The sequence below is a fragment of the Streptomyces sp. NPDC056527 genome (assembly GCF_042794475.1).
Lineage (GTDB): Bacteria > Actinomycetota > Actinomycetes > Streptomycetales > Streptomycetaceae > Streptomyces.
In genome coordinates, this window is record NZ_JBHTTQ010000019.1 from 39,018 (window position 1) to 65,382 (window position 26,365).

General features: G+C 72.0%; 22 protein-coding genes. 16 read left to right on the forward strand and 6 right to left on the reverse strand.

Going from position 1 to position 26,365, the window contains the following annotated elements:
* The first annotated feature begins 325 nt into the window (after window positions 1-325).
* The 4 genes from ACFQ7Q_RS13150 to ACFQ7Q_RS13165 all read left to right on the forward strand — a co-directional run bounded on the left by ACFQ7Q_RS13150 (window position 326) and on the right by ACFQ7Q_RS13165 (window position 6,049).
* Window positions 326-1,852 carry a globin domain-containing protein gene (locus ACFQ7Q_RS13150; protein WP_383553436.1) on the forward strand — a complete coding sequence of 509 codons (1,527 nt, stop codon included), beginning with the start codon at window positions 326-328 and terminating at the stop codon, window positions 1,850-1,852.
* An 89-nt stretch (window positions 1,853-1,941) separates the two neighbouring features.
* Window positions 1,942-2,646: a pyridoxamine 5'-phosphate oxidase family protein gene (locus ACFQ7Q_RS13155; RefSeq protein WP_383553556.1), complete on the forward strand. Its 705-nt coding sequence runs from the start codon at window positions 1,942-1,944 to the stop codon at window positions 2,644-2,646.
* A gap of 93 nt (window positions 2,647-2,739) precedes the next feature.
* Window positions 2,740-3,444, forward strand: a complete 705-nt coding sequence (locus ACFQ7Q_RS13160; RefSeq protein WP_383553439.1) for a DUF6215 domain-containing protein — start codon at window positions 2,740-2,742, stop codon at window positions 3,442-3,444.
* 181 nt (window positions 3,445-3,625) lie between these two features.
* On the forward strand, window positions 3,626-6,049 hold the full coding sequence (locus tag ACFQ7Q_RS13165; protein WP_383553442.1) for a polysaccharide lyase 8 family protein: 2,424 nt from the start codon (window positions 3,626-3,628) through the stop codon (window positions 6,047-6,049).
* 33 nt (window positions 6,050-6,082) lie between these two features.
* Here the strand turns inward: ACFQ7Q_RS13165 and ACFQ7Q_RS13170 are convergent, their stop codons facing one another.
* Window positions 6,083-6,649 (reverse strand): DinB family protein, encoded by a 567-nt coding sequence (locus ACFQ7Q_RS13170; protein ID WP_383553444.1) that lies wholly within the window; start codon window positions 6,647-6,649, stop codon window positions 6,083-6,085.
* Window positions 6,650-6,864: 215 nt separating this feature from the next.
* On the opposite strand from ACFQ7Q_RS13170, the gene ACFQ7Q_RS13175 reads away from it, so the two are divergent.
* The 7 genes from ACFQ7Q_RS13175 to ACFQ7Q_RS13205 all read left to right on the forward strand — a co-directional run bounded on the left by ACFQ7Q_RS13175 (window position 6,865) and on the right by ACFQ7Q_RS13205 (window position 14,351).
* Entirely contained in the window at window positions 6,865-9,180 is a 2,316-nt protein-coding gene (locus ACFQ7Q_RS13175) for an FdhF/YdeP family oxidoreductase (protein ID WP_383553446.1), read from the forward strand.
* A gap of 147 nt (window positions 9,181-9,327) precedes the next feature.
* On the forward strand, window positions 9,328-10,338 hold the full coding sequence (gene moaA, locus ACFQ7Q_RS13180; protein ID WP_383553448.1) for a GTP 3',8-cyclase MoaA: 1,011 nt from the start codon (window positions 9,328-9,330) through the stop codon (window positions 10,336-10,338).
* Window positions 10,339-10,384: 46 nt separating this feature from the next.
* Window positions 10,385-10,642, forward strand: coding sequence for a DUF6457 domain-containing protein (locus ACFQ7Q_RS13185; RefSeq protein WP_383553450.1), 258 nt, complete (start codon window positions 10,385-10,387; stop codon window positions 10,640-10,642).
* A gap of 68 nt (window positions 10,643-10,710) precedes the next feature.
* Window positions 10,711-11,892 (forward strand): molybdopterin molybdotransferase MoeA, encoded by a 1,182-nt coding sequence (locus tag ACFQ7Q_RS13190; RefSeq protein WP_383553558.1) that lies wholly within the window; start codon window positions 10,711-10,713, stop codon window positions 11,890-11,892.
* 113 nt (window positions 11,893-12,005) lie between these two features.
* Entirely contained in the window at window positions 12,006-12,452 is a 447-nt protein-coding gene (locus tag ACFQ7Q_RS13195) for a molybdenum cofactor biosynthesis protein MoaE (protein ID WP_383553453.1), read from the forward strand.
* 94 nt (window positions 12,453-12,546) lie between these two features.
* Window positions 12,547-13,530: a Dyp-type peroxidase gene (locus ACFQ7Q_RS13200; protein WP_383553455.1), complete on the forward strand. Its 984-nt coding sequence runs from the start codon at window positions 12,547-12,549 to the stop codon at window positions 13,528-13,530.
* Between the two features lie 5 nt (window positions 13,531-13,535).
* A complete protein-coding gene (locus tag ACFQ7Q_RS13205; protein ID WP_383553459.1) occupies window positions 13,536-14,351 on the forward strand; it encodes a family 1 encapsulin nanocompartment shell protein in 816 nt (271 codons plus the stop codon).
* A 16-nt stretch (window positions 14,352-14,367) separates the two neighbouring features.
* Here ACFQ7Q_RS13205 and ACFQ7Q_RS13210 read toward each other — a convergent pair whose 3' ends face one another.
* Window positions 14,368-14,844: a GreA/GreB family elongation factor gene (locus tag ACFQ7Q_RS13210; RefSeq protein WP_383553461.1), complete on the reverse strand. Its 477-nt coding sequence runs from the start codon at window positions 14,842-14,844 to the stop codon at window positions 14,368-14,370.
* A gap of 128 nt (window positions 14,845-14,972) precedes the next feature.
* On the opposite strand from ACFQ7Q_RS13210, the gene ACFQ7Q_RS13215 reads away from it, so the two are divergent.
* Both ACFQ7Q_RS13215 and ACFQ7Q_RS13220 read left to right on the forward strand, forming a co-directional pair.
* Window positions 14,973-15,608: a DUF1345 domain-containing protein gene (locus tag ACFQ7Q_RS13215; RefSeq protein ID WP_383553464.1), complete on the forward strand. Its 636-nt coding sequence runs from the start codon at window positions 14,973-14,975 to the stop codon at window positions 15,606-15,608.
* A gap of 118 nt (window positions 15,609-15,726) precedes the next feature.
* A complete protein-coding gene (locus ACFQ7Q_RS13220; RefSeq protein ID WP_383553467.1) occupies window positions 15,727-17,151 on the forward strand; it encodes a phytoene desaturase family protein in 1,425 nt (474 codons plus the stop codon).
* A 27-nt stretch (window positions 17,152-17,178) separates the two neighbouring features.
* On the opposite strand, the gene ACFQ7Q_RS13225 is transcribed toward ACFQ7Q_RS13220, so the two are convergent.
* From ACFQ7Q_RS13225 to ACFQ7Q_RS13240, 4 genes are all read right to left on the reverse strand, one after another.
* Window positions 17,179-18,108: a LysR family transcriptional regulator gene (locus tag ACFQ7Q_RS13225; protein ID WP_383553470.1), complete on the reverse strand. Its 930-nt coding sequence runs from the start codon at window positions 18,106-18,108 to the stop codon at window positions 17,179-17,181.
* Between the two features lie 78 nt (window positions 18,109-18,186).
* The gene (gene fdhD / locus ACFQ7Q_RS13230; RefSeq protein WP_383553472.1) at window positions 18,187-19,023 is read right to left on the reverse strand and encodes a formate dehydrogenase accessory sulfurtransferase FdhD; all 837 of its coding nucleotides are present in this window, start codon (window positions 19,021-19,023) and stop codon (window positions 18,187-18,189) included.
* Window positions 19,024-19,197: 174 nt separating this feature from the next.
* Window positions 19,198-20,391 carry an MFS transporter gene (locus ACFQ7Q_RS13235; RefSeq protein ID WP_383553476.1) on the reverse strand — a complete coding sequence of 398 codons (1,194 nt, stop codon included), beginning with the start codon at window positions 20,389-20,391 and terminating at the stop codon, window positions 19,198-19,200.
* A gap of 30 nt (window positions 20,392-20,421) precedes the next feature.
* The gene (locus ACFQ7Q_RS13240; protein ID WP_383553479.1) at window positions 20,422-22,713 is read right to left on the reverse strand and encodes an FdhF/YdeP family oxidoreductase; all 2,292 of its coding nucleotides are present in this window, start codon (window positions 22,711-22,713) and stop codon (window positions 20,422-20,424) included.
* A 305-nt stretch (window positions 22,714-23,018) separates the two neighbouring features.
* On the opposite strand from ACFQ7Q_RS13240, the gene ACFQ7Q_RS13245 reads away from it, so the two are divergent.
* The 3 genes from ACFQ7Q_RS13245 (at window position 23,019) to ACFQ7Q_RS13255 (ending at window position 26,137) form a co-directional block, all read left to right on the forward strand.
* On the forward strand, window positions 23,019-23,618 hold the full coding sequence (locus ACFQ7Q_RS13245; protein WP_383553481.1) for a DUF998 domain-containing protein: 600 nt from the start codon (window positions 23,019-23,021) through the stop codon (window positions 23,616-23,618).
* Window positions 23,619-23,676: 58 nt separating this feature from the next.
* Window positions 23,677-24,324, forward strand: a complete 648-nt coding sequence (locus ACFQ7Q_RS13250; protein WP_383553483.1) for an alpha-ketoglutarate-dependent dioxygenase AlkB — start codon at window positions 23,677-23,679, stop codon at window positions 24,322-24,324.
* Between the two features lie 115 nt (window positions 24,325-24,439).
* Window positions 24,440-26,137 carry a protein kinase gene (locus ACFQ7Q_RS13255; protein ID WP_383553486.1) on the forward strand — a complete coding sequence of 566 codons (1,698 nt, stop codon included), beginning with the start codon at window positions 24,440-24,442 and terminating at the stop codon, window positions 26,135-26,137.
* Window positions 26,138-26,365: the final 228 nt, after the last annotated feature.

Genomic DNA, 26,365 nt, shown 5'->3' on the forward strand with positions numbered 1-26,365 from the left:
GCGTGATGAACGGCTTGTCGCATCGCTCGAACTCGTCGGTAACTCGTGAAAACGTTCGAGTTCCTGGGCCTCTCGCGACGCTGACCAGCCTGAACTCGACGCCGCCGTGATGGCCGAAGTTCCCGTTCATGGATTCACGCGAGCGGGGTATGGTCGAGCCCGTTCGAACGCCTGGGCGCCCCTCGTAAATCAAGTGCGGTGCATAGCACCAGATTTGAAGGGATGGGGCGAACGCCGGGAATTCCGATAGGGAGAGGGAAATCGGGGCACACTCGGACCCCACGTACGAAGACCGACCGAAAGAAGTTCGAGGCGAGGCAAACCGATGGATGCTCCGACCCCCACGTCGGCCGACGGCGACAGGTCCGGCGTCAGCCCCGGAGCCGGCTCCGGTGGCGGCAGTCGGGAAGCGGGCTGGTTCGGTCGAAGCCCGCAGCCTCACCAGGACGGGCCGGGACCCCGGGGCGCGGAGGACCGCATACCCAGTCGCCCCGTCACCCCGATACGCCCGGTGGGCAACGGTGCCGACCGAGGCCGTGCGGCACCCGAGCGCCCGGCTCCGGCCGCGAACCCGGCCCAGGCCCCGGCCTCCGTCCCCGCGCAGGCGCCGAGACCGGCCGCGGACGCCGCTCCGAGCCGGCAGCCCGCCGCCACCCCGAGTCCGGCCCCGGCGCCGAGACCCGCTCCGGCGCCCGAGCCGACGGCCCCCGCCCCGCCGCCCGAGGACACCTCCGACGCCGGTCTCCTGCGCCGCACCATGGCCGAGATCGAGCCGATCGCCGACAAGGTCACCTCACACTTCTACGCCCTGCTCTTCCTCCGCCACCCCGACCTGCGGGACCTCTTCCCCGCGGCGATGGACACCCAGCGCGACCGCCTCTTCAAGGCGCTGCTCACCGCGGCGACCCATGCGGACGACGCCGCCACGCTGACCACGTACCTGTCCCACCTCGGCCGCGGGCACCGGAAGTACGGCACGCTTCCCGAGCACTACCCGGCCGTCGGCGAGTGCCTGATCGGCGCCCTCTCCCGCTACGCCCCGGAGAGCTGGGGGCCGAGGACCGAGGCCGCCTGGGTGAGCGCCTACACCGCCATCTCCCAGATCATGATCGACGCGGCTGCCGAGGACGAGCTGCGCGCCCCCGCCTGGTGGCAGGCGGAGGTGGTCGCCCATGACATGCGGACGCCGGACATCGCGGTCGTGACGGTCCGGCCGGACCAGCCCTATCCCTTCCTCGCCGGGCAGTACGCCTCCCTGGAGACCCCCTGGTGGCCGCGTGTCTGGCGGCACTACTCCTTCGCCTCCGCGCCCCGCTCCGACGGGCTGCTCTCCTTCCATGTGAAGGCCGTGCCGGCGGGCTGGGTCTCCAACTCGCTCGTGCACCGCGCCCGTCCCGGCCATGTGATCAGGATCGGTCCCCCCTCCGGATCCATGACCGTGGACCACAACACCGACAACGGGCTGCTCTGCCTCGGCGGCGGCACCGGCATCGCGCCCATCAAGGCCCTGGTCGAGGACGTGGCCCAGCACGGCCGCCGCCGCACCGTCGACGTGTTCTACGGCGCCCGCCGGAACAACGACCTCTACGACATCGACACCATGCTGCGGCTCCAGCAGTCGCACCCGTGGCTCTCGGTCCGCCCGGTCGTGGACGACGGTCCGGTGGGCCTGCTGTCCGGCGGCATCCCGGAGGCCGTGCGCGAGTTCGGCCCGTGGCACACGTACGACGCGTACCTGTCCGGACCGCCCGGCATGATCCGGCGCAGCGTCGACACCCTGGTGGGCATCGGCATCCCCACCCATCGCATACGGCACGACTCCATCGAGGAACTGGTCGGGGCAACGACTTGAGCACTTTCGAACAGTCCGGGCAGCGGCAGGCGACGCCCCTGCGCACCACCCGCCCGGGCAGTGACGGCGAACATCACGTCCAGCAGCGCATGGGCACCGCGGAGCGCGCCGACAAGTTCTACGCCGAGCAGGTCCTGGACCGACTCAACACCCGGATGCGGGAGTTCGCGGCGCGCCAGGAGATGTTCTTCCTGGCGACCGCCGACCGGCACGGCGAGTGCGACAACACCTTCCGGGCCGGGCCGCCCGGCTTCCTCCACGTCCTGGACGACCGGACCCTCGCCTACCCGGAGTACCGGGGCAACGGCGTCCAGGCCAGCCTCGGCAACATCGAGGAGAACCCGCACGTCGGCATCCTGATGATGGACTTCCTCCAGGACCGCATCGGCCTCCATGTCAACGGCACGGCACGGGTCGTGGCCGACGACGAGATGCGCCGCGCCCACGCCGGGCTCGCCTCCGACCCCGTGCCCGGCCGCCGCGCCCAGGTGTGGGTGGAGGTCGCCGTGGAGGAGGCGTACATCCACTGCGCCAAGCACATCCCGCATCTGCAGAAGGTGCCGCTGCACGGCGCCGGCCGCGCATGGGGGACGGACGACTTCAGGCGCAAGGGCGGCGACTTCTTCGGCGCGGCCGCCGAAGCGCCGGGGCGGGGCCCCTTCGTGCCCCCGCCCCGCGCGGACGCGGCGACCTGGCGGGCGGAGGCCGAGAGGGTCCTGGAGCGGGCCGAGCAGCGTGCGGCCGACGCCGACGCGGTGTTCAGCGGCTGGTTCAGCAGGAACGTGTCCGTCTGATCGACAGCCCGCCCCCCGAATCGCCTTGTCCGCCCGATGATCACGGGTTAAGGTCCCCGGGCGCATATCGGGGGATCGGGGCAGGCGGGGGACATGGCGGACGACACGACGGAGCTCTCCAGGCGTGCGGTGGTACGGCAGGCCGTCGCGGGCCTGGTCCTGGTACCGGCCCTGTGCGTCGGCCTCTGGGTGGCGGGCTGGGCGATGGACACGAGCATCGTCACCAGCGGCTCGGGGCCCGCGTCGTGCTCCGACGGGGAGCCCGAGAAGACGCCGGCGGAGCCCGGGCGCGTCACCGGGACGCAACTGTGCGAGGTGCTGAACCGTTCCGACCTCGCGCGACTGCTGGGTACGCCGACGGAGCCCGTGAAGTCCGCCCATGGCAGCGACGGTTCCTCCGGGCTCGGCGACGGCGAACGGATCGCCACTCCGTCGGCCGAGGTCGAGATCGGGACGTACACCGTGACGTTGTCCGCCACCTACGACGGCCGTCCGGTGGGCGGGGAGCCCTCGATCCTGTGGAACGACGCGAAGCGACGGACGGTCCTGGGCCGCCCGGCGGTCCTCCACTCGGACCAGACCATCAGCATCAGGTTCCGCCTCGACGGGAGCGACGCCGAGGCCGGTCCGGGCGTCCCGGCCCGCACCGTCGTCGTGGCCCGGAACGCCAAGGACACCGGCGGCTCCTTCGAAGTGACCCTGTGGCGCGAGGACGGTCAGGTGCCGGACGACACGGTGCTGCTCCGCATCGCCGAGAAGGTCCTGCCGTCGGTTCCGGGATGGTCCGCGGCCATGTGACGCCGTCCGGCACGGCGCGTCGTCGGGCTCTGCCGACCGCCGCCCTGGAGGGAACGGCTCCGAGTTTCCCGCGTGGCGTGGGAATCCCGGCTTCCAGGGGGTAGAAATCGCTTTCTGCACCGGGCATTCTGACGCCCGGTGCCGACTGCCGGGCGCCCTTCCCCTGGAGGTCCGCTCCGCCATGCACTCCTCCGTCCCCGCCTCCCTGCCCTCCCGCCGCGGCCTGCTGCGGGCGGCTCTGGGCGCTGCCGCCGTCGCACCGCTCGCCGCGACACCCGCGCACGCCGCCGACGCGTACGACACGCTGCGCCCGAAGTGGCGGGACCTGCTCCTCGGCGTGAACGTCGTCCCGACCGCCGAACCCTTCGCCTCGAAGCTCGCCGCGCTCGGCGCCACCGCCCGTGACCTGCGCGCCGCCATGGCCCCGGCGAGCGGCTCGCTCTGGCCGGACCTGCCGTACGCGGACCCCGAGCCGGACACGGACGCGGAGTCGTACACGTACTCCGGAAACCTCAACACCAGCTACAACCGGCTCCGCACCCTCACCGAGGCGTACGCCCAGCCCGGCACGGGCCTCACCGGCGACACGGCCCTGCGGACCGAGATCCTCGCCGGGCTCGACCACCTCCACGACCAGGCCTACAACGCGAGCCAGGCCCGCTACGGCAACTGGTACAGCTGGCAGATCGGCGTCCCGCAGGCGCTCCTCGACATCGACGTCCTCCTGTACGAGCACCTCGGCACCGCCCGCATCGCCGAACACTGCGCAGCCGTCGACCACTTCGTCCCCGACAGCGCCGTCGCGAACTACACCGGCACCTCCACCGGCGCCAACCGGGTCGACCTGTGCCGGGTCCTCGCCCTGCGCGGGGTCGTCGGCAAGTCCCCCGCGAAGCTCGCCCTCGCCCGCGACGCGCTCTCGCCGGTCTTCCCGTACGTCACGAGCGGCGACGGGCTCTACGCCGACGGAAGCTTCGTCCAGCACACCTACGTTCCCTACGCCGGCTCGTACGGCGCCGTCATGCTCGGCGGTCTCTCGATGCTGTTCGCCCTGCTCAAGGGCTCGACCTGGGAGGTCACCGACAGCGGACGGCAGGTCGTGCTCGACTCCGTGGAGAAGGCGTACGCGCCGTTCCTCTTCAACGGCCTGGCCATGGACGCCGTCTCGGGGCGGGCGATCAGCCGCGGCGTACAGAAGTCGGACACCCGGGGCGTCCGGCAGGACGACCATCTGCGCGGCCACTCGATCATCGCCTGCGTCGCGCTGCTCGCGCAGAGCGCCTCGGCCGCGGAGAAGGCCCGTTGGGAGGGCATGGTCAAGGGCTGGATCGCCCGCGACTACTACAGCCCGCTGCTGGCGAGCCCCGCTCTCGGTGTCTCCGCCCTCGCCCGCCTCAAGGCCGTCGACGGCGGTACGGCCGCGGCGAGTCCCGAGGCGAACGGGCACCGTCTCTTCCCGGGCATGGACCGGTCCGTGCACCGGCGCGCGGGCTGGGCGGCCGCGCTGTCGATGGCGTCGAACCGGATCACGTACTACGAGAACGGCAACGGCGAGAACCTGCGTGCCTGGCACAGCGGCTCCGGAATGCTCTACTGGTGGGGCGACGACTTCGCCAACGGCCAGTACAGCGACCACTTCTGGCCGACGGTCGACCCGTACCGGCTGCCGGGCACCACCGCGTCCCGCAAGCCGCTCGCCGACGGCGAAGGCGGCGTGTGGGGCGCGGCCAGGCCCGATGTGCGCTGGGTCGGTGGAACCACCGACGGAACGTACGCGGCCGTGGGCCAGTACCTCAAGGGGCTGTCCTCGACGCTCCTGGCGAAGAAGTCCTGGTTCTTCCTGGACGACGCGGTCGTCTGTCTGGGTTCCGGGATCCACGGACGGGACGGCACGGGCGTCGAATCGGTGGTGGAGAACCGCAACCTCGGGGAGACCGGCGTCCACGCCTTCACCGTCGACGGAGCGGCCCAGTCCGCGGCCCTCGGCTGGAGCGCCACCCTCACCGGTGCCCGTTGGGCGCATCTCGCCGGGCACGCGGGGTACGTCTTCCCCGGCGGTGCCACCTCGCTGAAGGCCACGCGCGTCGCCCGCACGGGTGCCTGGTCGGACGTCAACAAGGGCGCCGTGACCGATCCGTTCACGCGCCGGTATCTGACGCTCTGGTTCGACCACGGCACCGATCCCACCTGGGCCACGTACGCCTACGTCCTGATGCCCGGCGCGACCCAGGCGGAGACGTCGGCGCGCGCGGCCGACACGAACTGGCTCGGCGTTCTGGCCAACACCAACGAGCACCAGGGCGTCCGGGTCCCCGCGCTGGGCCTCACCGGGATCAACTTCTGGCTCCCGGGCACGGTAGGCGATGTCACGGCCGGCGCACCCGCGTCCGTCCTCATCCGCGAGTCCGGCGCCACCGCCACGATCTGTGTCTCCGGCCCCCTGCGCGACGGGGCGACGATCGACCTCACGTGGAGCCGCCCCGTCCCGGCCGTACGGTCGAAGGACGCGACGGTCCAGGTGGTGTCCACGGGAGCCGAGCTGCGACTGCGGATCACCCCGGGAACCCTCGCCGCGACGCACAAGGCGGTGGTCGATCTCGCCTGATCCCGCGCGAGGCGACCGCCGCCCGTCAGCTCGTCACTGGCCCACCCTGCCGTCGACGCACTCGCGCAGCAGGTCGGCGTGCCCGCAGTGACGGGCGTACTCCTCGATCCGGTGCACCATCAGCTCCCGTACCGCGATCCCGTCCTTCGGCAGGCGCTCGCCCAGATCCACGTGCTCGGCGAGCGCGGCGTCGGTCGCGGCCTGCTCACGCTCCAGATCGGCGAAGGCGGCGTCGACCACGGCCTGTTCGGCGACGGCACCGTGGAAGTCGGCGTCCTTGACGCCGTACAGCTTCGGTACCGGATCGCCGCTGATCCAGCTGAGCCAGTCCCGTTCCACCTCGACGAGGTGGCGGACGAGACCGAGCAGCGACATCGTCGACGGGGGAACCGACCGACGGGCCAGCTGCTCCGCGTCCAGGCCCTCGCACTTCATCCGCAGGGTCATGCGATACCCCGCCAGGAAGTCCAGCAGCGTGGCGAGCTCGCCCTCCGGGCCTTCTCCGTCGCCGTCACGGGGGTCGTTGTCCGGGTCGGTCCACATGTCGGGGTAGACGGTGGCCTGGGTCCATCGCGCGGGTTGATCGCTCATGCGGGCCATGATCGTCCAAGGGGACCTCGCCGGCCAGCACTTTCCTCGCTCACCCGGCCGGACGTCCGCACGGAGGAGGTGCGCGGGCAACGGATGACGGCCGAGGTCGAGCACTCCCGGGTGCGGGCGGCCCAGCTGAGATCGCGGGGCGTGCGGGGCGCGCCTAGGCTGAGGAAAACGGCCACCTCCCGGGCCCCACGCCCGCACGGCGGAAGGTGAGGACCTTGAGCGCCTCTCCCGAAGAGCAGGAACGACCGGAACCGCGGGTGGGCCCCGAGCCCGACGCCGAGCCGGAGTTCCAGCCCTATCACCATCCGGCCGCCGGGTGGGGCGCGGCCAAGAGCGTGACGCGGTTCATGGCGCGCGAGGGCGCGCTGGTGGACGGGCCGCGGGCCATCATGAAGATGAACCACGAGAACACCGGCTTCGACTGTCCCGGGTGCGCCTGGCCGGACGACACCAAGGGCCTGCACCTGGACATCTGCGAGAACGGGATCAAGCACGTCACCTGGGAGATGACCCGCAAGCGGGTCGACCGGGAGTTCTTCGCCACCCATTCGGTCACCGAACTGTCCGGGTGGAGCGACTACGACCTGGAGAACCAGGGCCGGCTGACCGAGCCGATGGTCTACGACCCCGACACGGACCACTACACCCCCGTGAGCTGGAAGGACGCCTTCGAACTCGTCGGGCGCACGCTGCGCGAGCTCGACTCCCCGCACCAGGCGTCGTTCTACACCTCCGGCCGGCTCGGCAACGAGGCCACCTTCCTGTACCAGCTCATGGCCAGGGAGCTCGGCACGAACAACCTGCCCGACTGCTCCAACATGTGCCATGAGGCCAGCGGCCGCGCCCTCCAGGCGGCGCTCGGCACCGGAAAGGGCACCGTCGACCTCAAGGACTGGGAGACCACCGACGCCCTGTTCATCATGGGCGTCAACGTCGCGTCCAACGCGCCCCGGATGCTCACCGCCCTCTCCGAGGCGCACCACCGCGGCGCCAAGATCGTGCACATCAACCCCCTGGTCGAGGCGGGCGCCACCCGGGCGATCATCCCGCACGACTTCAAGGACATGGCCACCTTCCACTCGACCCGGACGAGCACCCTCAACCTCCAGCCGCGCATCGGCGGCGACATGGCGCTCGTACGGGGCATGGCCAAGGCGATCCTGGAACAGTCCGACTCCGATCCCAAGGCGCTGGACCGGGAGTTCATCGAACGCCACACCGCCGGCTTCGAGGAGTACCGTGCCCGCTGCGAGGCCACGCCCTGGGACGAGATCGAGCTCCAGTCCGGGATCAGCCGCGCCGGCATCCTCGAGGCCGCCCGCGTCTACCGCGAGGCCGACCGCAGCATCATCAGCTGGTGCCTGGGCCTCACCCAGCACGAACACGGCGTCGACACCGTACGGGAGATCGTCAACCTCCTTCTGCTGCGCGGCAATCTGGGCCGGGAGGGCGCCGGGCCCTCGCCCGTGCGCGGCCACAGCAACGTCCAGGGCAACCGCACCTGCGGCATCGACCACCGCCCCACCGAGGAGTTCCTGGACCGCCTCGCCAAGACCTGCGAGATCGAGCCGCCGCGCGAGCACGGCCTGGACACCATCGGCACCATCCAGGCGATGCACCGCGGCGATGTGAAGGTGTTCGTCGGCATGGGCGGCAACTTCGCCCTCGCCGCGCCCGACACCCCGTACACGTACGAGGCGCTCAGCCGCTGCGAGCTCACCGTCCAGGTGAGCACCAAGCTGAACCGCAGCCACGTCGTCCACGGTCGCCGGGCGCTCATCCTGCCCTGCCTCGGCCGGACCGAGAAGGACGACCAGCGCAACGGCGTTCAGAGCACCTCCGTCGAGGACTCCATGAGCATGGTGCACCTGTCCGTCGGCATGAAGCGCCCGGCCTCCTCGCACCTGCTCTCCGAGCCCGCGATCGTCGCCGGCATGGCCCGCGCCGCCCTGCCCGGGAGCGAGACGCCGTGGGAGTGGTACATCGAGGACTACGACCGCATCCGCGACACCATGGCCCAAGCCCTCGACGGATTCGAGGACTTCAACCGCCGCGTGCGGCTGCCGCTCGGCTTCCGCATCAAGCAGCCCGCGCGTGAACTCGTCTTCCTCACCCCGTCCGGGCGCGCCGAGTTCTCCACCGCCGAACTCCCCGACGTCCTCCCGGAACCCGGGATGCTGGCGCTCGGCACCATGCGCTCCCACGACCAGTGGAACACCACCATCTACTCCGACAACGACCGCTACCGCGGCGTCAAGAACCTGCGCACCCTCGTCTTCATGAACCAGGACGACATGCGCGAACGCGGGATCTCGAAGTTCGACCCAGTCGACATCACCAGCACCGCCAAGGACGGCAGCCGGCGTCATCTCGACGGCTATCTGGCGATTCCGTACGACATTCCGCGCGGCTGCGCGGCCGGCTACATGCCCGAGATGAACGTCCTGTGCGCGCTAGGCGACTACAGCACCCAGAGCGACCAGCCGATCATGAAGCATGTGAAGGTCACCATCACGCCCGCCGGAGGATGAGCCGTACCGACGGAAAAGGAACGGCGGGGGGCGGGATTGCGATAGGCGGTATTTATCAAGCGATCTGAAATGCCTTTTTGACACGCTTCGCGAGAATTGCCGAAGATGGCTCGTGAATGGAATGCGTGCCGACGAAAAGGCGAGCCAGTGTCACCACACTCCGCGCGGCCCCGTCCGCTCCTGGACCGATTCGGCAGGGTCCACACGGACCTGCGGCTCTCGCTCACCGACCGCTGCAATCTGCGCTGCACCTACTGCATGCCGGCGGAGGGCCTGAACTGGCTGCCCCGGACCGAAGTGCTCACCGACGACGAGGTCGTACGCCTGGTCCGCATCGCCACCCGGCACCTGGGCATCCGCGAAGTCAGGCTCACCGGCGGCGAACCGCTCCTCCGCCGCGGCCTGCCCGCCCTCGTCGCCCGGCTGTCCGCCCTGGACCCGGCCCCCGAACTGTCGCTCACCACGAACGGCATCGGCCTCGCCCGCTGCGCCACCGCGCTGCGCGAGGCCGGGCTGGACCGGCTCAACGTCAGCCTCGACACGCTCCGTCCCGAACGCTTCGCCGAGATCACCCGGCGCGACCGGCTCGCGGACGTCCTGGAGGGCCTGCGCGCCGCGCGGGACGCCGGCCTCGCGCCCGTCAAGGTCAACGCGGTGCCGGTGCGCGGGGTCAACGACGACGAGATCCCCGACCTCGTGGCCTTCGCCGTCGAGCACGGGTACCGGATGCGTTTCATCGAGTCGATGCCGCTGGACGCGCAGGGCGCCTGGGACCGTGACCGGATGGTCACCGCCACGGAGATCCTGGACCGCATCGGGGAGCGCTTCGACCTCACCCCGATCGGCCGGGAGGGCAACGCCCCCGCCGAGGAGTGGTGGATCGCCGGCACCGAATCCGTCGTGGGTGTCATCGCCAGCGTCACGCGCCCGTTCTGCGGGACCTGCGACCGGGTCCGGATCACGGCGGACGGCCAGCTGCGCAACTGCCTCTTCGCCACCGAGGAGTCCGATCTGCGGACCCTGCTGCGCGGCGACGCCGACGACGCCGCGATCGAGGCCGCGTGGCGCGCCTCGGTGGCCGGCAAAGGCCCCGGCCACGCCATCGACAGCGCCGACTTCCGTCGGCCCGAGCGCCCGATGTCCGCCATCGGCGGATGACCGGCAGACACCCCGAACACCCCCACGCAGCCGAGAGGTGCACGCAGTGAAGGCTTGGATCGACGAAGTCAAGGCCGAACTCGGCATCGACCTGGACGTCGATGTCGCCGGACTGCTCGACACGACCAAGGTGGTCGCGCACGAAGTCGCCCGCCCCGCGGCGCCGTTGACCTCCTTCTTGGTCGGCTACGCCGCCGCCCGGGCCGGCGGGGGACCGGAAGCGGTCACCCGGGCCTGTGGCCGGGTGGCGGCCCTGGCCGAGCGGTGGGCGACCGAGCGGGCGCAGAGGCCGGGGTCGGCGTGAGCGGCATACGCGTGGCTCCTCTCGACCGCCTCGGCGGGGTCGCCCGGACTGCCGCGCCGGTACCGGCGATGCCGTGGGAGCAGGCGCGGGCGGCCGCCCGCGCGGCAGCCGGACAGCCGCTCCCGGTCGTCTCCCGGGGACTGTCCGAGGCTCTCGGCCACGCCCTCGCCGAACCGCTGCCCGCCCTCACCGACCTGCCGTCGTTCGACACGGCCGCGATGGACGGCTGGGCAGTGGCAGGACCCGGGCCCTGGCGGCCGTACGACGGAGAGGTGCTGGCCGGTGTCCGGCCCCGACCGCTCGACCACGGCACTGCCGTACCCATCGCCACCGGCGCCGCGCTGCCGTCCGGCGCGACCGCGGTCCTGCGCCGCGAGCACGGTGAGCGAACGGCACCGGATGGCCTTCTGCGCCACCGCTCGCCGGACCCGGTGGCTCCGGGCCGCGACATCAGGCCGCGCGGTCAGGAATGCCGGGCCGGTGAATCGCTCCTCCCGGCCGGCACGACCGTCACGCCGGCCGTGCTGGGCCTGGCGGCTGCGGCCGGGTACGACAGGCTGGCCGTCCACCGCCGTCCCACGGTCGAACTCCTGCTCCTCGGCGACGAGTTGCTCGACTCCGGCCCACCGGGGGACGGACGGGTGCGCGACGCGCTCGGCCCGCTGCTGCCGCCCTGGCTGCACCGCCTCGGCGCCGAGGTGACCGGTGTACGACGACTGGCCGACGCCCTCGATCCGCTGAGCGAGGCCGTACGGCGTTCGCCCGCCGATGTCCTGGTCACCACGGGCAGCACGGCCGCCGGGCCCGTGGACTTCCTGCACCTCGCGATCGACCGGGCGGAAGGCCGGCTGATCGTCGACTCCGTCGCCGTCCGGCCGGGCCATCCCATGCTGCTCGCGGAGCTCCCGTCCGTGGCAGGTGGCCGGCCCCGGCTCCTCGTGGGGCTGCCCGGCAACCCCCTGGCCGCCGTGGCCGGCACCGTCACCCTGGCGGCGCCGCTGTTGCGCCGGCTGGGCGGACACTCCGACGGGGCTCCACGCGCAGCCGTGGCCGCCGCGCCGCTGCCGGGGCACGCACGGGACACCCGGGTGCTGCCGGTGCGGCTCTCCGCGGGTTCGGCGACGCCCCTGGCCTTCGACGGCCCGGCGATGCTGCGCGGACTCGCGCTCGCCGACGCCCTGGCGGTGGTCCCACCGGGCGGACTCGGCGAAGGCGCCGTCACGGAGGTTCTGGACGTCCCCGTCCGATGACCGCCCGCCTCCACGTGATTGCAGGAAGAGCCGGGGAAGCGGTCACCACACCGTTCGGTACCCCAGCCCGCCCCCCGTTCCCCACCGCCCAGCCCACCGACAGGACGTGAACCATGCCGCACGCGCCGGACATCGCCGACGACCCCGTACGCCTGCTCGCCGTACGCGACACCCCGCTCTCCCTCGACGAGGTGTACGCGGCGGTGGGCGACCCCGCCGCCGGTGGCACCGCCGTCTTCGTCGGCACGGTGCGTGACCACGACGGCGGCAAGGCCGTCACCTCCCTGGAGTACAGCGCCCATCCGGGAGCCCTGGGCGAGCTGCGCCGGGTGGCCGAGAAGGTCCTCGCCGACTTCCCCGTCCTCGCCCTGGCCGCCGTGCACCGGACCGGCTCTCTCGCGATCGGCGACGTCGCGGTGATCGCGGCCGTCTCCAGCCCGCACCGCGCCGAGGCGTTCGCGGCATGCGAGCGCCTGGTCGAGGACCTCAAGCACCAGGTGCCGATCTGGAAGCACCAGACCTTCGCCGGCGGCGCGCGGGAGTGGGTCGGCGCCTGCTGACGGCGGCGCCCGGACTGCGTCGCGCCCTCGCGCCGGATACGCTGGCGCCGCATCCTTTGCCACTGTTCATGCCCGAATGTCTGCCGGGAGTCACGTGGTCACCACGCAGCCCGTCGTCGTACCGCCGCCGAGAGCCGCCGTGTTCCTCGTGGCCACACTGAACCCCGGCGGTGAGGCAGCCGCACGGGACGCGCTGGCCGATCTCGCCGGGCTGACGCGCTCCGTGGCCTTCCGTTCGCCGGACTCCGCCCTCACCTGCGTCGCGGGCATCGGCTCGACGGCGTGGGACCGCCTCGTCGGCGGTCCGCGCCCGCGCGAACTCCGCCCCTTCACCCCGCTGACGGGCCCCCGGCACCGAGCGCCCTCGACCCCGGGCGATCTGCTCTTCCACGTACGCGGCCGCCGTATGGACCTCTGCTTCGAACTGGCCAGGCTCATCGTCGACGCGCTGGGCGCCGCCGTGACCGTCGTCGACGAGGTGCACGGCTTCAAGTACTTCGACGAGCGCGACCTCCTCGGCTTCGTCGACGGCAGCGAGAACCCGGAGGGCGGGCAGGCGGACGACGCCGTGTTCGTCACCGACGACGAGCCGCCCTTCCTCGGCGGCAGCTACGTCGTCGTGCAGAAGTACGTCCACGACATGGCGGCGTGGCAGTCGCTCAGCGTCGAGGAGCAGGAACACGTCATCGGCCGCACGAAGTCGTCCAACGTCGAACTCCCCGACGACGTCAAACCGGACGACTCGCACGTCGCGCTCAACACCGTCGTCGACGACGACGGCACCGAACAGAAGATCGTGCGCGAGAACATGGCGTTCGGCGAGGTCGGCCGCGGCGAGTTCGGCACGTACTTCATCGGCTACGCGCGGACTCCCGCCGTGACCGAACAGATGCTGCGCAACATGTTCCTCGGTGACCCGCCGGGCCTCACCGACCGCATCCTCGACTTCTCCACGGCCGTCACCGGCGGCCTCTTCTTCGTACCCAGCGCCGACCTCCTCGGCGACCTCCCCGCCCCGGCTCCCGGAACCGCCCACCGCGGCGAATCCCTGCGCATCGGCAGCCTCAAAGGAGCCTGAGCGTCATGACGAACCCCGCCGTCCCCGACAACCTGCACCGCGAACTCGCCCCCATCACCCCCGCCGCCTGGGCCGAGATCGAGGAGGAGGCGCGCCGCACCTTCCGCCGCCATGTCGCCGGTCGCCGCGTCGTCGACGTCCCCGACCCGGCGGGCCCGGGTCTCGCCGCCGCCGGCACCGGACACCTCGACGAGATCGACCCGCCCGCCCCCGGCGTCACCGCGCGGCTGCGCGAAGCACGCCGACTGGTCGAACTGCGCGTTCCGTTCACCGTGAGCCGGGCCGCCGTGGACGATGTCGAGCGCGGCTCGCACGACTCCGACTGGCAGCCCGTGAAGGACGCGGCACGAGCCATGGCCTTCGCGGAGGACCGCGCGGTCTTCGACGGATACGCGGCGGCGGGCATCGAGGGGCTGCGGTCGCGGACGTCCAACCCGGAGCTGGCCCTGCCCGCCGAGCCGCGCGACTACCCCGACACGATCAGCAGGGCCCTGACTTCGCTGCGCCTGGCCGGCGTCGACGGGCCGTACGCGCTGCTGCTCGGCGCCGACGCGTACACGGCGGTCAGCGAGACCTCCGACCACGGCTACCCCATCGCGGCGCACCTGGGCCGGATCCTGGGCGGCGACCCGATCTGGGCGCCGGCACTGCGCGGCGCGTTCGTCCTGTCCACCCGGGGCGGCGACTTCGAGCTGCTCCTCGGCCAGGACCTGGCGATCGGCTACACCGCGCACGACGCGAAGGGCATCGAGCTGTACTTCCAGGAGACGCTGACCTTCCTGACGTACACGGACGAGGCGGTCGTCGTCCTCACGTCCTGAAGCGGTCGCGAGCGCGCTACGACGAGCCGTGGATGTCGCCGAGGGAGAGGACGACCGCCGTCGTGCGGCCATCGGGCGCCTGGTAGGTCACCGTGTCCCCGGCGCGGTGCCCGAGCAGCGCATGCCCGAGCGGGCTGTCCGCGGTCACCAGGGTCAGGTCCAGCTCCTCCGCCACCTCGCCGACCTGCAGGGTCGACTCCGTCCCGTCCGCGAACCGTACGGTGACGCTGCTGCCCACCCCGATCACATCCGTCGGCGGTGCGCCCGCGACGGACGCCTCCCGGATCCGGCCCTCGATCTCGGCGATATGTCTGTCCAGACGTGCGACCTCCGAGGCGCGCTGCAGTTCGTCCGCCTCGTCCGCCCGGTCGCCCACAGGATCCTCGCCCCGCAGGGTCGCGGCCGCCGAATCCCGTTCGGCGCGCAAGTCGGCGAGTTCCTGCTGGAGCGCCCGCAGAGCGACGGCGTTGATGGGCTCGGGTCCACCGGTCATTCCTGCTCCCGTGATACGCGGGGAATCGGTCGTCCAGCCAATTTCAATTACCGCACTCCGTGGGGAGTCCGGCAAATCGCGGCCCGGCGGTCCGGCGGGTCACAGGGGCGCCGCTAATGTGACGGCCCATGAGACGTTGGCTGCCGCGGTCCGCGGTTTCCCGGCTTGTCTGTTCGGTGGCCGTCGGAGTGGTGATGGGCGGGGTCATCGGCGTCCTGGCCGACGCACCGCTGGGCGTTCTCGCCGGCATCGCCGTGACGGAGACGGGATTCGTCGTCGCGGGCTGGATCCAGATGTGGCCGCTGGACGCGGCCACCACCCGGCGCGAGGCCCGACGCGAGGACTTCCGGCCCGTGACGGACGAGGTCGTCATCGTCGCGGTCGCCCTGTGCGGACTGGGCAGCATCGTCGTCCTGCTCCTGCGCGGCGGAACCGACACCGGTCACGCCGCAGCAGCGACCGCGCTCAGCGGCGTGTTCATGGCCTGGGCGGCGCTTCACCTCATGTACGCCACCCGCTACGCGTTCCTCTACTACGGGAATTCAGGGGGAGGGATCGACTTCAATTCCGATCAGCCGCCCGCGTACCGGGACTTCTTCTACTTCAGTTACAACCTCGGAATGACCTATCAGGTATCCGACACCGATGTGTCGAGCGCGACGATCCGCGCGGTGGTGCTACGGCATTCGCTCCTGTCCTATCTCTTCGGCACCAGCATCCTCGCCACCGCCATCAACCTCGTCGTCGGACTCGTCACCGGCTGACATCGGCCGGTACGGGCTCGCCGAGGTCTGTTTGGAGGGCCGGCCCCTCCGGCGGCAGACTCGGACCCATGAGACCCACGACGCCGCCCTCGTCCCTCCCGCCCCTGGGCTTCGCCTCATGACGTCCGCGGTCGTCGTCGGAGCCGGTCCCAACGGGCTCGCCGCCGCGGCCCTGCTCGCGAAGGCGGGTCTGGAGGTCACCGTCCTCGAAGCCGCCGACGAGGCCGGCGGCGGAACCCGCACTCACGAGGCGATCCTGCCGGGACTGCTGCACGACCACTGCTCGGCCGTCCACCCCATGGCCGTCACCTCGCCGGCGCTCCGATCGCTCGACCTGGAACGCCACGGGCTGCGCTGGCTGCTACCGGACATCGACTGCGTGCATCCGCTGGACGACGGCACGGCCGGGGTGCTGTTGCGCTCCGTCGAGGACACCGCCGCGGGGCTCGGCGCCGACGGCGGCCGCTACCGGGCCCTGATGGAGCCTTCGGTGCGGCAGTGGGAGGCACTCGCCGACGACGTCATGGGCCCTCTGCTGCGGATCCCGTCGCACCCCCTGCTGCTGGCCCGGTTCGGACTGCCCACCGTCCTGCCCGCCGCGGTGCTCGCACGCCTCTTCCGTACCCCCCGGGCACGGGCCCTGTGGGCCGGCGTCGCGGCCCACGCCTTCCGCCCGCTCTCCCACCCGCTCAGCTCGGCGATCGGACTCGGCATCCTCACCGCCGGGCATGCCGCCGGATGGGCCGTGGCCGAGGGCGGCTCACAGTCCATCACCCGGGCCATGGCGGCCGTGTTCCTGGAGCACGGCGGCACCCTCCACACCGGCGTGCGCATCACGGACGCCGCACAGATCCCGCCCGCCGACGTCACCCTCCTCGACCTCGACCCCGGCCAGATCGCGTCGGTGTACGGCGACCGCCTGCCATCCCGCGTACGGACCGCGTACCGCCGCTTCCGTCGCGGGCCCGGAGCCTTCAAGGTCGACCTGGCCGTCGAGGGCGGCGTGCCCTGGACGAACGAACACGCCCGTCGCGCGGGAACCGTGCACCTCGGCGGGCCGCTCGCCGAGGTGGCGCGGGGGGAGCGGGACGTGACGGCCGGCCGGATGCCGGAGCGCCCCTTCGTCCTGGTCGGCCAGCAGTATCTGGCGGACCCCTCGCGGTCGGTGGGGAACATCCACCCCGTCTGGACGTACGCCCACGTTCCGTACGGCTACGAAGGCGACGCCACCGAGGCGATCCTGCGCCAGCTGGAGCGCTTCGCCCCCGGCGTACGCGAACGCGTCGTGGGCCTGCGGGCCACCCGGCCCGCGGACTTCGCCACCGCCAACGCCAACTTCGCGGGCGGAGACATCCTCACGGGCGCCAAGACGATGCCCCGACTCCTCCTCGGGGCCCGCCCGGCACTCGACCCGTACACCACCGGCCTGCCCGGGGTGTTCCTGTGCTCGGCCGCCGCGCCGCCCGGCCCCGGAGCCCATGGCATGTGCGGCGCCGGGGCGGCGCGGTCCGCGCTGCGGTACCTCGGCGGCCGGTCCGGCTGACGCGACGGCGCGCGGGCGGGCCGGCGCCTACGAGGGCGCGGGATCTCCCGGAAGGTGGTCCAGGGCGGCGGCCACATCCGTCTCCCGCGCGACGGCCGTCAGGGCCCTGGCCATGACCGAACCCGGCTGCCGGGCGGTGACCACGAGACCGACCGGCACCGTGCGCGCCGGCTCGACCAGCGGCACCGCCCTCATGCCGTGCGGGACACCGAAGACGTGCAGCCAGGTGTGCGGCACGACGCTGGCCCACCGGCCCGTCCTGACATGGGCGAACAGCGCGGCCACCGAATCGGTCTCGACCCGGGGCGACGGCTCCACCCCGGCCTCCGCGAACACCTCGTCCAGCACCTGGCGGCCCTGCATGGCACCCGTCAGCAGACACAGGGACAGCCGGGACGCCTCCGCCCAGGTCGCCGTGGCCCGGTGCGCGGGCATGTCGGCGGCACTGGTCAGCAGCACGTACCGCTCCTCGTACAGCGGGACCGACCGGAAGTCCTCCGAGAAACCCTTGTGCAGATACGTGATCCCGGCGTCGATCTCGAAGTTCCGCAGCTGCCGGAGGACGTCCTGCGACCGAAGGTCCGCTATCACCTCCACCGTCACCAGCGGATGGGCGACGCAGAACGGGGCGGTCAGCAGGGAGACGGCGCCGACGGCGGTCGGGACCGAGCCGATCCGTATCGTGCCGCTCAACCCGGTGCGCAGGGCGCCGACCTCGTCCTTGAGGGCGTCGCGGTCGGCCAGGATCCGCTGGGCCCACACCACGATGCGCTCGCCCTCGGGCGTGAGGCCCTCGTACTTGCGGCCGCGCCGGACCAGTGGGACGTCCAGCTCCTCCTCCAGCTTCCGGATCGCCTCGGAGAGCGCGGGCTGGGAGACGTAGCAGGCCTGGGCGGCCCGGGCGAAGTGACGCTCCCGGGAGAGGGCGACCAGGTACTCGAGTTGACGGAACAGCACGCTACGGGTCTACCTGACCACTCGTCCGAAAGCCAGCCCGGGCCGCACGTCGCGGGGCGCGGCGGGACCAGGGTGCTGTCATGCCACGGGCAGCGGTTGCAGGCGTTCGGCTCCGGTGTAGACGTTCATCGAGGCGCCGCGCAGGAACCCGACCAGGGTCAGCCCGCTCTCCTCGGCCAGGTCCACGGCGAGCGAGGACGGGGCGGAGACGGCCGCCAGCATCGGGATGCCGGCCATCACCGCCTTCTGCACCAGCTCGAACGAGGCCCGGCCGCTCACCATCAGCACCGAATCGCGCAGCGGCAGCAGACCCGACCGCAGGGCGTGGCCCACGACCTTGTCGACGGCGTTGTGCCGCCCGACGTCCTCCCGCAGACACAGCAGCTCGCCGTCGGCGGAGAAGAGTCCGGCCGCATGCAGGCCACCGGTGGTGTCGAACACCCGCTGCGCCGCCCGCAGCCGGTTCGGCAGGGCCGTCACCACGTCCGGTGCGACGCGCAGCGGGTCCTCGGCGACGGACCACGCCGCCGTGGTGCGCACCGCGTCCAGACTGGCCTTGCCACACAGACCGCACGAGGAGGTGGTGTAGAAGTTCCGCTCCAGCGACGCGTCGGGGGCGGCGATGCCCGGGGCCAGGACGACGTCCACCACGTTGTACGTGTTGCCGCCGTCGGCCGTGGCGCCCGCGCAGTAGCGGATCCCCGCCACGTCGGCGGCGGCATGCACCACGCCCTCGCTCACGAGGAACCCGGCCGCCAGGTCGAAGTCGTCGCCGGGGGTGCGCATCGTGACGGTGAGAGGGCGCCCGCCGACCCGGATCTCCATCGGCTCCTCGGCGGCCAGGGTGTCCGGTCGGTGCGAGGACACCCCCTCCCGAACGCGCAGCACCCGCCGCCGTACGGTCACTCGTCCCATGGTCTGCTCCTCTCGCCGAAGCCTGCTCCGACGCTGTCGTGCGGTTGAGTTCGTGCGACGGTCCGGCCGGCGGGAACCGGACAGGAGGCCGGACCGTGCCGTCGGGTCGCGGCCGGTCCCGGTCCGAGGGCCGACGATATGACCCGCGGCGCGTCCCGCCGCGTTCCCACGCCATCAGGGAAGACTCCGGCGGCTGTGCCGCGCGGTGATCACCAGGCACACCAGTCCCACGGCCGCCAGAGCCGCCAGCAGGGCGGGGTACGGAGCGGCCCCCGCGGTCACCGCGAGCAGCAGCGGCGTCAGGAAGCCGCTGTAGGTGGCGCCTTGGTGGAGGAACGCCGTCGAGGACACGGCCCTCGGTGGCGCCAGGCGTTCGATCTCCATGAGCCCCGAGGCGAGGGTGAGGCCGTATCCGGCGCCCAGGAGGACCGCGGCCGCCAGCACCAGGCCCGCGGAATCCCCGGACACGGCGCAGGCGCCCACCAGCAGACCGCCGATCACGGTGACCATCGAGACAAGGGTCGCCCGCGCGCTGTGCGCGTGGTCCAGCCGGCCCGCGAGCGGCTGGACGGCCATGCCCACGCCGAGCGTCAGCGCCGTCACCAGCCCGCTGAACACCGGTGCGTACCCCGGAACGCGGTCGGCGACCAACGAGGGCAGCACGACGTAGGCGACCGTGGCGGCGCAGAAGACCGCCGGGCTCGCCGGCAGCACCACCCGCACGAAGCGGGGGTGCGTGACGGCCGCCCGGCTCAGCCGGCCGAGCCGCGGCACCCAGGGGGCGACCGAGGAAGGCCGTGCGGTCTCCGGCACGGCGGCGGTCGCGCCGAGCACCAGCAGCACCAGCAGGGAGTGGACGAGGCAGGGCAGCACCGTCGGCCGCGGGAGCCATTCGGCGAGCACGCCCGCCGTCAGCGCCCCGGCGGCGAAGCCGCCACCCGTGGCGTACGTCGCACGGCGGGCACCGGCGCCGGGGCGCTTCGCGCCGGAGGACAGCTCTGCCAGCCATGCGGTGCCGGCGGTCAGGATCACGCCTGCCGCGAGGCCGGTGGCCAGACGGCTGACGTACACGGCGCTCTGAGACATGCCCGCCGCCGCCAGGAGAGCGCTGGCGGCGGCGGACAGAACCAGCGCGTACCGCACCACGCGCCGCCTGCCGAGCCGGTCCGCGAACGGGCCGCCGAACAGCAGACCGGGCAGGAGCCCCAGCAGGTAGACGGTGAACATGGCGGCGACCGGGACGGAGGGCCAGTGCTCCCGGGTCCGGTACACCACCGCGAGCGGTGTGAACTGGTTCGCGCCCCACCCGGCGGCGAACACGGTGGCCGCCGCCGGGAGCCAACCGCGCACGGCGCGATCTGCGGGCATGGGACAGGTCCTTTCGGCGCTCGTGCGGGCTCAGTCGGATTCGCGCGCCGGCTCCAGCCGGACCACCACACCCTTGGACGTGGGGCAGTTGCTGATGTCGGCGACGCTGTCGAGGGGGACGAGGACGTTGGTCTCGGGGTAGTACGAGGCGGCCGAGCCCGGGCTGGTCGGATAGGCCACGACCCGGAATCCGGGGGCTCGGCGCTCGACGCCGTCGTCCCAGACGCCGACCAGGTCGACCAGGTCGCGGTCGGCGAGGCCGAGCTCGGCCAGATCGTCGGGGTTCACCAGGACGACGCGGCGGGCGTTGTGGATGCCCCGGTAGCGGTCGTTCATCGCGTACGGGACGGTGTTCCACTGGTCGTGGGAGCGCAGCGTCTGCAGGATCAGGTGCCCCTTGGGCGCGCGCAGCATCGTGAACTCGTTGCGGGTGAAGACGGCCTTCCCGCCGGGGGTCGGGTAGACGCCCCGGTTGACGGGGTTGGACAGGGTGAAGCCGCCGGGCCTGTCGACGCGGGCGTTGAAGTCCTCGAAGCCGGGGACCACCCGCGCGATGCGGTCCCGGATGGTGCCGTAGTCCCGCTCGAACAGCTCCCAGGAGATGTCCACCGCGTCGCCGAGGGTGCGCCGGGCCAGCCGGGAGATGATCGCGACCTCGCTGAGCAGGTGCGGGGAGGCGGGGGCGAGGCGTCCGCGGGAGGCGTGGACCTCGCTCATGGAGTCCTCGACGGTGTGGAACTGCTCGCCGCTCTCCTGGATGTCGCGGTCGCTGCGGCCCAGGGTCGGCAGGATCAGCGCCGTGTCTCCGCACACGGTGTGCGAGCGGTTGAGCTTGGTCGAGATCTGCACGGTCAGCCGGCAGTTGCGCAGGGCCTGTTCGGTGACGGCGCTGTCGGGGGTGGCGCGCACGAAGTTCCCGGCGACGCCGACGAAGACATGGGCCTTACCGTCGCGCATGGCCCGGATCGAGTTCACCGCGTCCAGGCCGTGGTGGGAGGGCGGCGTGAAGTCGAACTCGCGGCCGAGCGCGTCGAGGAACGCCTGCGGCATCTGCTCCCAGACGCCCATGGTGCGGTCGCCCTGGACGTTGGAGTGGCCCCGCACGGGGCAGACACCGGCGCCGGACCTGCCGATGTTGCCGCGCAGCAGCAGGAAGTTGACGATCTCGCGGATGCTGGGGACGCCGTGCTTCTGCTGGGTCAGTCCCATCGCCCAGCACACGATGACGCTCCTGGCGCCGAGTACGCGCCGGTGGACCTCCTCGATCTCCGCACGGGTCAGACCGGTCGCGGAGATGACGTCGTCCCAGCGGGTCTTGCGGGCGTGCTCCGCGAACTCCTCGAAGCCGGTGGTGTCGGATTCGATGAAGGACCGGTCGAGGACCGTGCCCGGAGCGGCGTCCTCCGCCTCCAGGAGCAGCAGGTTCAGCGCCTGGAAGAGGGCGAGGTCGCCACCGGCGCGGATATGGAGGAACTGGTCGGCGATCGCGGTGCCCTTGCCGATCACGCCCCGCGCCCGCTGCGGGTGCTTGAACCGCATCAGCCCGGCTTCGGGCAGTGTGTTGACGGCCACGACCTGGCCGCCGTTGCGCTTGGTCTCCTCGAGGGCGGACAGCATCCGCGGGTGATTGGTCCCCGGGTTCTGCCCCACGACGAAGATCAGGTCGGAGTCGTGGATGTCGTCCAGCGACACGCTGCCCTTGCCGATGCCCAGGGTCTCGCCGAGCCCGAAGCCGCTGGACTCGTGGCACATGTTGGAGCAGTCGGGCAGGTTGTTGGTGCCGTACGCGCGGGCGAACAGCTGGAGCAGGAAAGCGGCTTCGTTGTTGAGGCGGCCGGAGACGTAGAAAAGGGCCTCGTCGGGGGATTCGAGGCGGCGCAGTTCCTCGGCGAGGAGGCCGAGTGCCTCGTCCCAGCCGATCGGCTCGTAGTGCGAGGCGCCGGGCCGCTTGACCATGGGCTCCGTGAGCCGGCCCTGCTGGTTGAGCCAGTAGTCGGACCCGCGGCCGAGTTCGGCGATCGAGTGGTCGCGGAAGAAGTCGGCGGTGACGCGACGCGAGGTGGCCTCGTCGGCGATGTGCTTCGCGCCGTTCTCGCAGTACTCGTTCATGTGCCGCTTACCGGGCGCGGGCTCCGGCCAGGCGCATCCCGGGCAGTCGAATCCCTTGGCCTGATTGATGTTGAGCAGAGTCAGAGCGGTGCGCCGCACGGACGTCTGCCCCAGCGCGTACTCCAGTGCGTGCGTCACGGCGGGAACACCGGTCGCCCAGGTCTTGGGCGGGGTGACCGAGAGGTCGTCGCTGGGGTCCTCGATGCTGCTCATGATGGGGGGTTCGCCTCTCTCTGCCGCGGCTCCGACGGACGCCACCGCTCTCCGGCCGAAATGGCGGCGGCCTTTTCCTTTTCGAGTCGGAATTGTCCGCGAGAATTGGAATCCGGCTGCGAGGGAAAGCTTCCGCCGTTTCCCCGTCGGGTGTCAAAGAGGGCTTTTCGATGAGTCGATAGGTGGTGCTTATCGCGCGAGAATTCTGCTTCGAATTCCCGGGAAACGGGCGATCGTTACGGTCCCCGACGCCCCGGAGAGCGTCGATACCGGAAGGCAAGGGGTCCACGGCTTACCGTGGCCCGATGCGATCCGTTCCCAGGTGGGCCCTGATCTCGTCGGGGTGTGCCCCTGTCCTGCTGGCCGGAGGATGGATGATCGCGGCGGGCATGGAAGGGGCCGCGTACGATCCCGCCACCCAGACGATCAGCGTCCTGGCCGCCTACGGGGCCGAGGGGTTCTGGGTGATGACCGGTGCGCTGCTCGCGCTGGGCGCCTGTCACCTGTTGACCGCCTGGGGACTGCGGCCGGCCGCGCTCGCCGGACGGGTGGCGCTGGCCGCCGGTGGTGCGACGGCGTTCGTGGTGGCCTTGTTCCCGGCGCCGAGCAGCGGGGGTTCCCTGCACCACGGTTCGGTCGCCGCGGTCGGCTTCGTCCTGCTGGCCGCGTGGCCGGTTCTGGCCGCCGTCCGCGGCGGAGTCGCGCCGTGGGGACTGCGCCCCGCGCCCGCTCTCGCGGCGACCGCGCTGATGGGTCTCGGTGCCGCGTGGTTCCTGGTCGAGATCAACCGTCACGGCCCCGCCGGTGTCGCCGAACGTCTCGTGACCTGCATGCAGTCCGTGTGGCCGTTCGTGGTGGTCACGTCCTGCCTGGTCCATCGCGAGAACGACGCTCCCGCGAAGTGAAGGAGCGGCCTCACCCTCGATTCGCTCATACGTTCGGTTCTTCGTCTACGCTGGAACCATGACCGCACCGCGACCGCACATGCCCGGCCTGCAGGGCTCGCTCTTCGACCAGGGCGCCGACATCGGGCCCGGGCCGCTGGGCGGAATCCGGCGGGTCGCGCTCGACGGCGGGGCCTGGGTCGACCACCTCCCCGGGTGGTTCCACGGCGCCGACGCGCTGTTCGAAGAGCTCGCCTCGGGCGTTCCGTGGCAGGCCGAGGAGCGCAAGATGTACGACAACGTGGTCGCCGTACCCCGCCTCCTCGCGTACTACCGCGAGGGCGCTCCGCTCCCGCACCCCGCTCTCGTCGAAGCCCGCGAGGCCCTGAGCGACCACTACGCGCCCGAACTCGGCGAACCCTTCGTCACTGCAGGCCTCTGCCTCTACCGCGACGGCCGCGACAGCGTCGCCTGGCACGGCGACCGCATGGGGCGCTCCGCCACACACGACACCATGATCGCCATCCTCTCCCTCGGAGACCCCCGCGACCTCGCCCTCCGCCCACGCGGCGGCGGGCCCGTCGCCCTTCGGCTCCCCCTGGGCCACGGCGACCTCGTGGTGATGGGCGGTTCCTGTCAACGCACCTGGGAACACGCGGTCCCGAAGACGACCCGCGCGGTCGGGCCCCGTATCAGCGTCCAGTTCCGCCCCCGTGGCGTGGGCTGACACACACGGCGGCCACCGCGGACGTCCGCCCGTGGGGGAGGGCGCCCGGGGGCGCCGGCCGGTCTGAACGGCCCTCGGGGGGACGTGTCACCGCCACCGAATACCATGACCGCTCATGAGCGTGAGCGAGGACCGAAGACCCCTGGTCGACGGGCGTTTCCAACTGATCTCCCGGCTGGGCAGCGGCGGCATGGGCACCGTCTGGAGGGCACGCGACGTCGCCCTGCAGCGCGATGTCGCCCTCAAGGAAGTCCGCCCGCCCGACCCCGCCATCGAGGAAGCGAACCCCGGGCTCGCCGCGCAACTGCGCGAACGGGCCGTCCGCGAGGCGCGGGCCCTGGCGCGGCTCTCGAATCCGCACGTCGTGACGATCCACCACATCGTCGAACCCCAGGACGGGTCCCACCCCTGGATCGTCATGGAACTCGTCGAGGGCCGCTCGGTCTACGAGCGTCTCGCCGAGGGCCCGATGTCCGTCCCCGAGGTCCTCACCCTCGGGCGGGAGGTTCTGTCGGCCCTGCGCGCCGCGCACTCCGCCGGCATCCACCACCGTGACGTGAAGCCCGCCAACGTGCTGCTCCGCCCCGACGGCAGCGCCGTCCTCACGGACTTCGGCATCGCCGTGCTCAGCGAGGCGACCTCGCGACTCACCGCCACGGGCGACCTGATCGGCTCGCCCGAGTTCATCGCCCCCGAGCGGGTACGGGGCGAGGAGGGCAACCCGGCCTCCGACCTGTGGTCGCTCGGAATGCTCCTGTACGTGGCGGCCGAGGGCCACCATCCGCTGCGCCGGTCCACCAGCCTGGCGACCGTGGTCGCCGTGCTCGACGACCCCATCCCCGCACCGGTGAGGTCCGGCACGCTGGCCCCCGTACTCACCCAACTCCTCGTCCGCGACCCGGCGTCGCGGCCCGACGGGGCACGGCTGGAGCAGCTGCTCGCCGACGCCGCGTCCCGGCAATCCGGCACCTGGGCCCCGGCCGAGGCGACCCCCGGCCCGTTCGGCCCGCCGCACCCCCACCCCGCGTACGCTCCCCGGCCCGCGGCGCAGGCGTGGCCCGCACCGACCGTCCCGTCCCACGCCTCCCCGGCCGTCGGCGGCGGGTTCGGCCCGCCCGCACAACCCGTACCGCCCCTCGGTCCTCCCCGCTCGCGCCGCCGGCCCGCGCTGCTCGCCGCCTCCCTCGCGCTGGCGGCCACCGTGGCCGTCGTGGGAGTCGTCAACCTGCTCCCCGACGGCGGCTCGGCCTCCGACGCCAAGGGCGGTGCGACCCCGACGAACACGGGCAGCGGCCCGAGCCGGGGGACCGGTACGTCACCCGGCACCACCGCGACGCAGCCCGGCACCGCCGCCACGCCCCGCGGCACCCTCCTCACGACGGCCGACGCCCGTACCGTCATCGAGTCGTTCCGCAAGGTCAGCGGCTCGACGACGATGAAGGAACTGACGATCTACGAGGACTACGCCCTGGCCGAGATCCCGACCCGGCCCGGGGCGAAGACCTACGACGAGTACGAGTACCGCAACGGGGTCGCCCGGAGGATCGGCCCCGGAGGAACCATCGACGGGGCCGACGAGCAGCCGTTCGATGTCGCCACCATGCCCTGGGACGGGCTTCCCGCGCTGATGAAGCGCGGCGACGGCGAACTGAAGGTCGAGCGCCCGACCATGCGCTACGTCATCGTCAAGGGCTGGACCTTCAACGACGACCGCCCGACGCTGTTCTTCTATCTCATCAACGAGTACAGCGCCGTCGGCTACCTCGCCGCCGACAGCAAGGGAAAGGTCGTGTCGAGCCACCCCGCGTCCTGACGCCCCCGCACGGACGCCGAGGAGAGGCGACGAATTCCGCACCTGAGTAGCTCACGGCCATCGTCGCCCGCAACGACAACGCCCGCCTGCGGGAGATCGCCACGGAACGCGCCGCTTGGCTGCTCGCCCTGAAGGACCGCTTCCTCCACCTCGCCGGCGACGACGTGGGGGCCCGGCGGCCCGATAAGTCAGTCGACCCGTCGCGATGCCTGGTGCTAGAGACTGTCG

What these genes read in the sequence shown, in the direction of transcription:
- ACFQ7Q_RS13150 (WP_383553436.1), top strand. Translation starts at nt 326, where the DNA reads ATGGATGCTCCGACCCCCACGTCGGCCGACGGCGACAGGTCCGGCGTC.
- ACFQ7Q_RS13155 (WP_383553556.1), top strand. Translation starts at nt 1,942, where the DNA reads ATGGGCACCGCGGAGCGCGCCGACAAGTTCTACGCCGAGCAGGTCCTG.
- ACFQ7Q_RS13160 (WP_383553439.1), top strand. Translation starts at nt 2,740, where the DNA reads ATGGCGGACGACACGACGGAGCTCTCCAGGCGTGCGGTGGTACGGCAG.
- ACFQ7Q_RS13165 (WP_383553442.1), top strand. Translation starts at nt 3,626, where the DNA reads ATGCACTCCTCCGTCCCCGCCTCCCTGCCCTCCCGCCGCGGCCTGCTG.
- ACFQ7Q_RS13170 (WP_383553444.1), bottom strand. Translation starts at nt 6,649, where the DNA reads ATGGCCCGCATGAGCGATCAACCCGCGCGATGGACCCAGGCCACCGTC.
- ACFQ7Q_RS13190 (WP_383553558.1), top strand. Translation starts at nt 10,711, where the DNA reads ATGCCGTGGGAGCAGGCGCGGGCGGCCGCCCGCGCGGCAGCCGGACAG.
- ACFQ7Q_RS13195 (WP_383553453.1), top strand. Translation starts at nt 12,006, where the DNA reads ATGCCGCACGCGCCGGACATCGCCGACGACCCCGTACGCCTGCTCGCC.
- ACFQ7Q_RS13205 (WP_383553459.1), top strand. Translation starts at nt 13,536, where the DNA reads ATGACGAACCCCGCCGTCCCCGACAACCTGCACCGCGAACTCGCCCCC.
- ACFQ7Q_RS13210 (WP_383553461.1), bottom strand. Translation starts at nt 14,844, where the DNA reads ATGACCGGTGGACCCGAGCCCATCAACGCCGTCGCTCTGCGGGCGCTC.
- ACFQ7Q_RS13215 (WP_383553464.1), top strand. Translation starts at nt 14,973, where the DNA reads ATGAGACGTTGGCTGCCGCGGTCCGCGGTTTCCCGGCTTGTCTGTTCG.
- ACFQ7Q_RS13220 (WP_383553467.1), top strand. Translation starts at nt 15,727, where the DNA reads ATGACGTCCGCGGTCGTCGTCGGAGCCGGTCCCAACGGGCTCGCCGCC.
- fdhD (WP_383553472.1), bottom strand. Translation starts at nt 19,023, where the DNA reads ATGGGACGAGTGACCGTACGGCGGCGGGTGCTGCGCGTTCGGGAGGGG.
- ACFQ7Q_RS13235 (WP_383553476.1), bottom strand. Translation starts at nt 20,391, where the DNA reads ATGCCCGCAGATCGCGCCGTGCGCGGTTGGCTCCCGGCGGCGGCCACC.
- ACFQ7Q_RS13240 (WP_383553479.1), bottom strand. Translation starts at nt 22,713, where the DNA reads ATGAGCAGCATCGAGGACCCCAGCGACGACCTCTCGGTCACCCCGCCC.
- ACFQ7Q_RS13245 (WP_383553481.1), top strand. Translation starts at nt 23,019, where the DNA reads ATGCGATCCGTTCCCAGGTGGGCCCTGATCTCGTCGGGGTGTGCCCCT.
- ACFQ7Q_RS13250 (WP_383553483.1), top strand. Translation starts at nt 23,677, where the DNA reads ATGACCGCACCGCGACCGCACATGCCCGGCCTGCAGGGCTCGCTCTTC.
- ACFQ7Q_RS13255 (WP_383553486.1), top strand. Translation starts at nt 24,440, where the DNA reads ATGAGCGTGAGCGAGGACCGAAGACCCCTGGTCGACGGGCGTTTCCAA.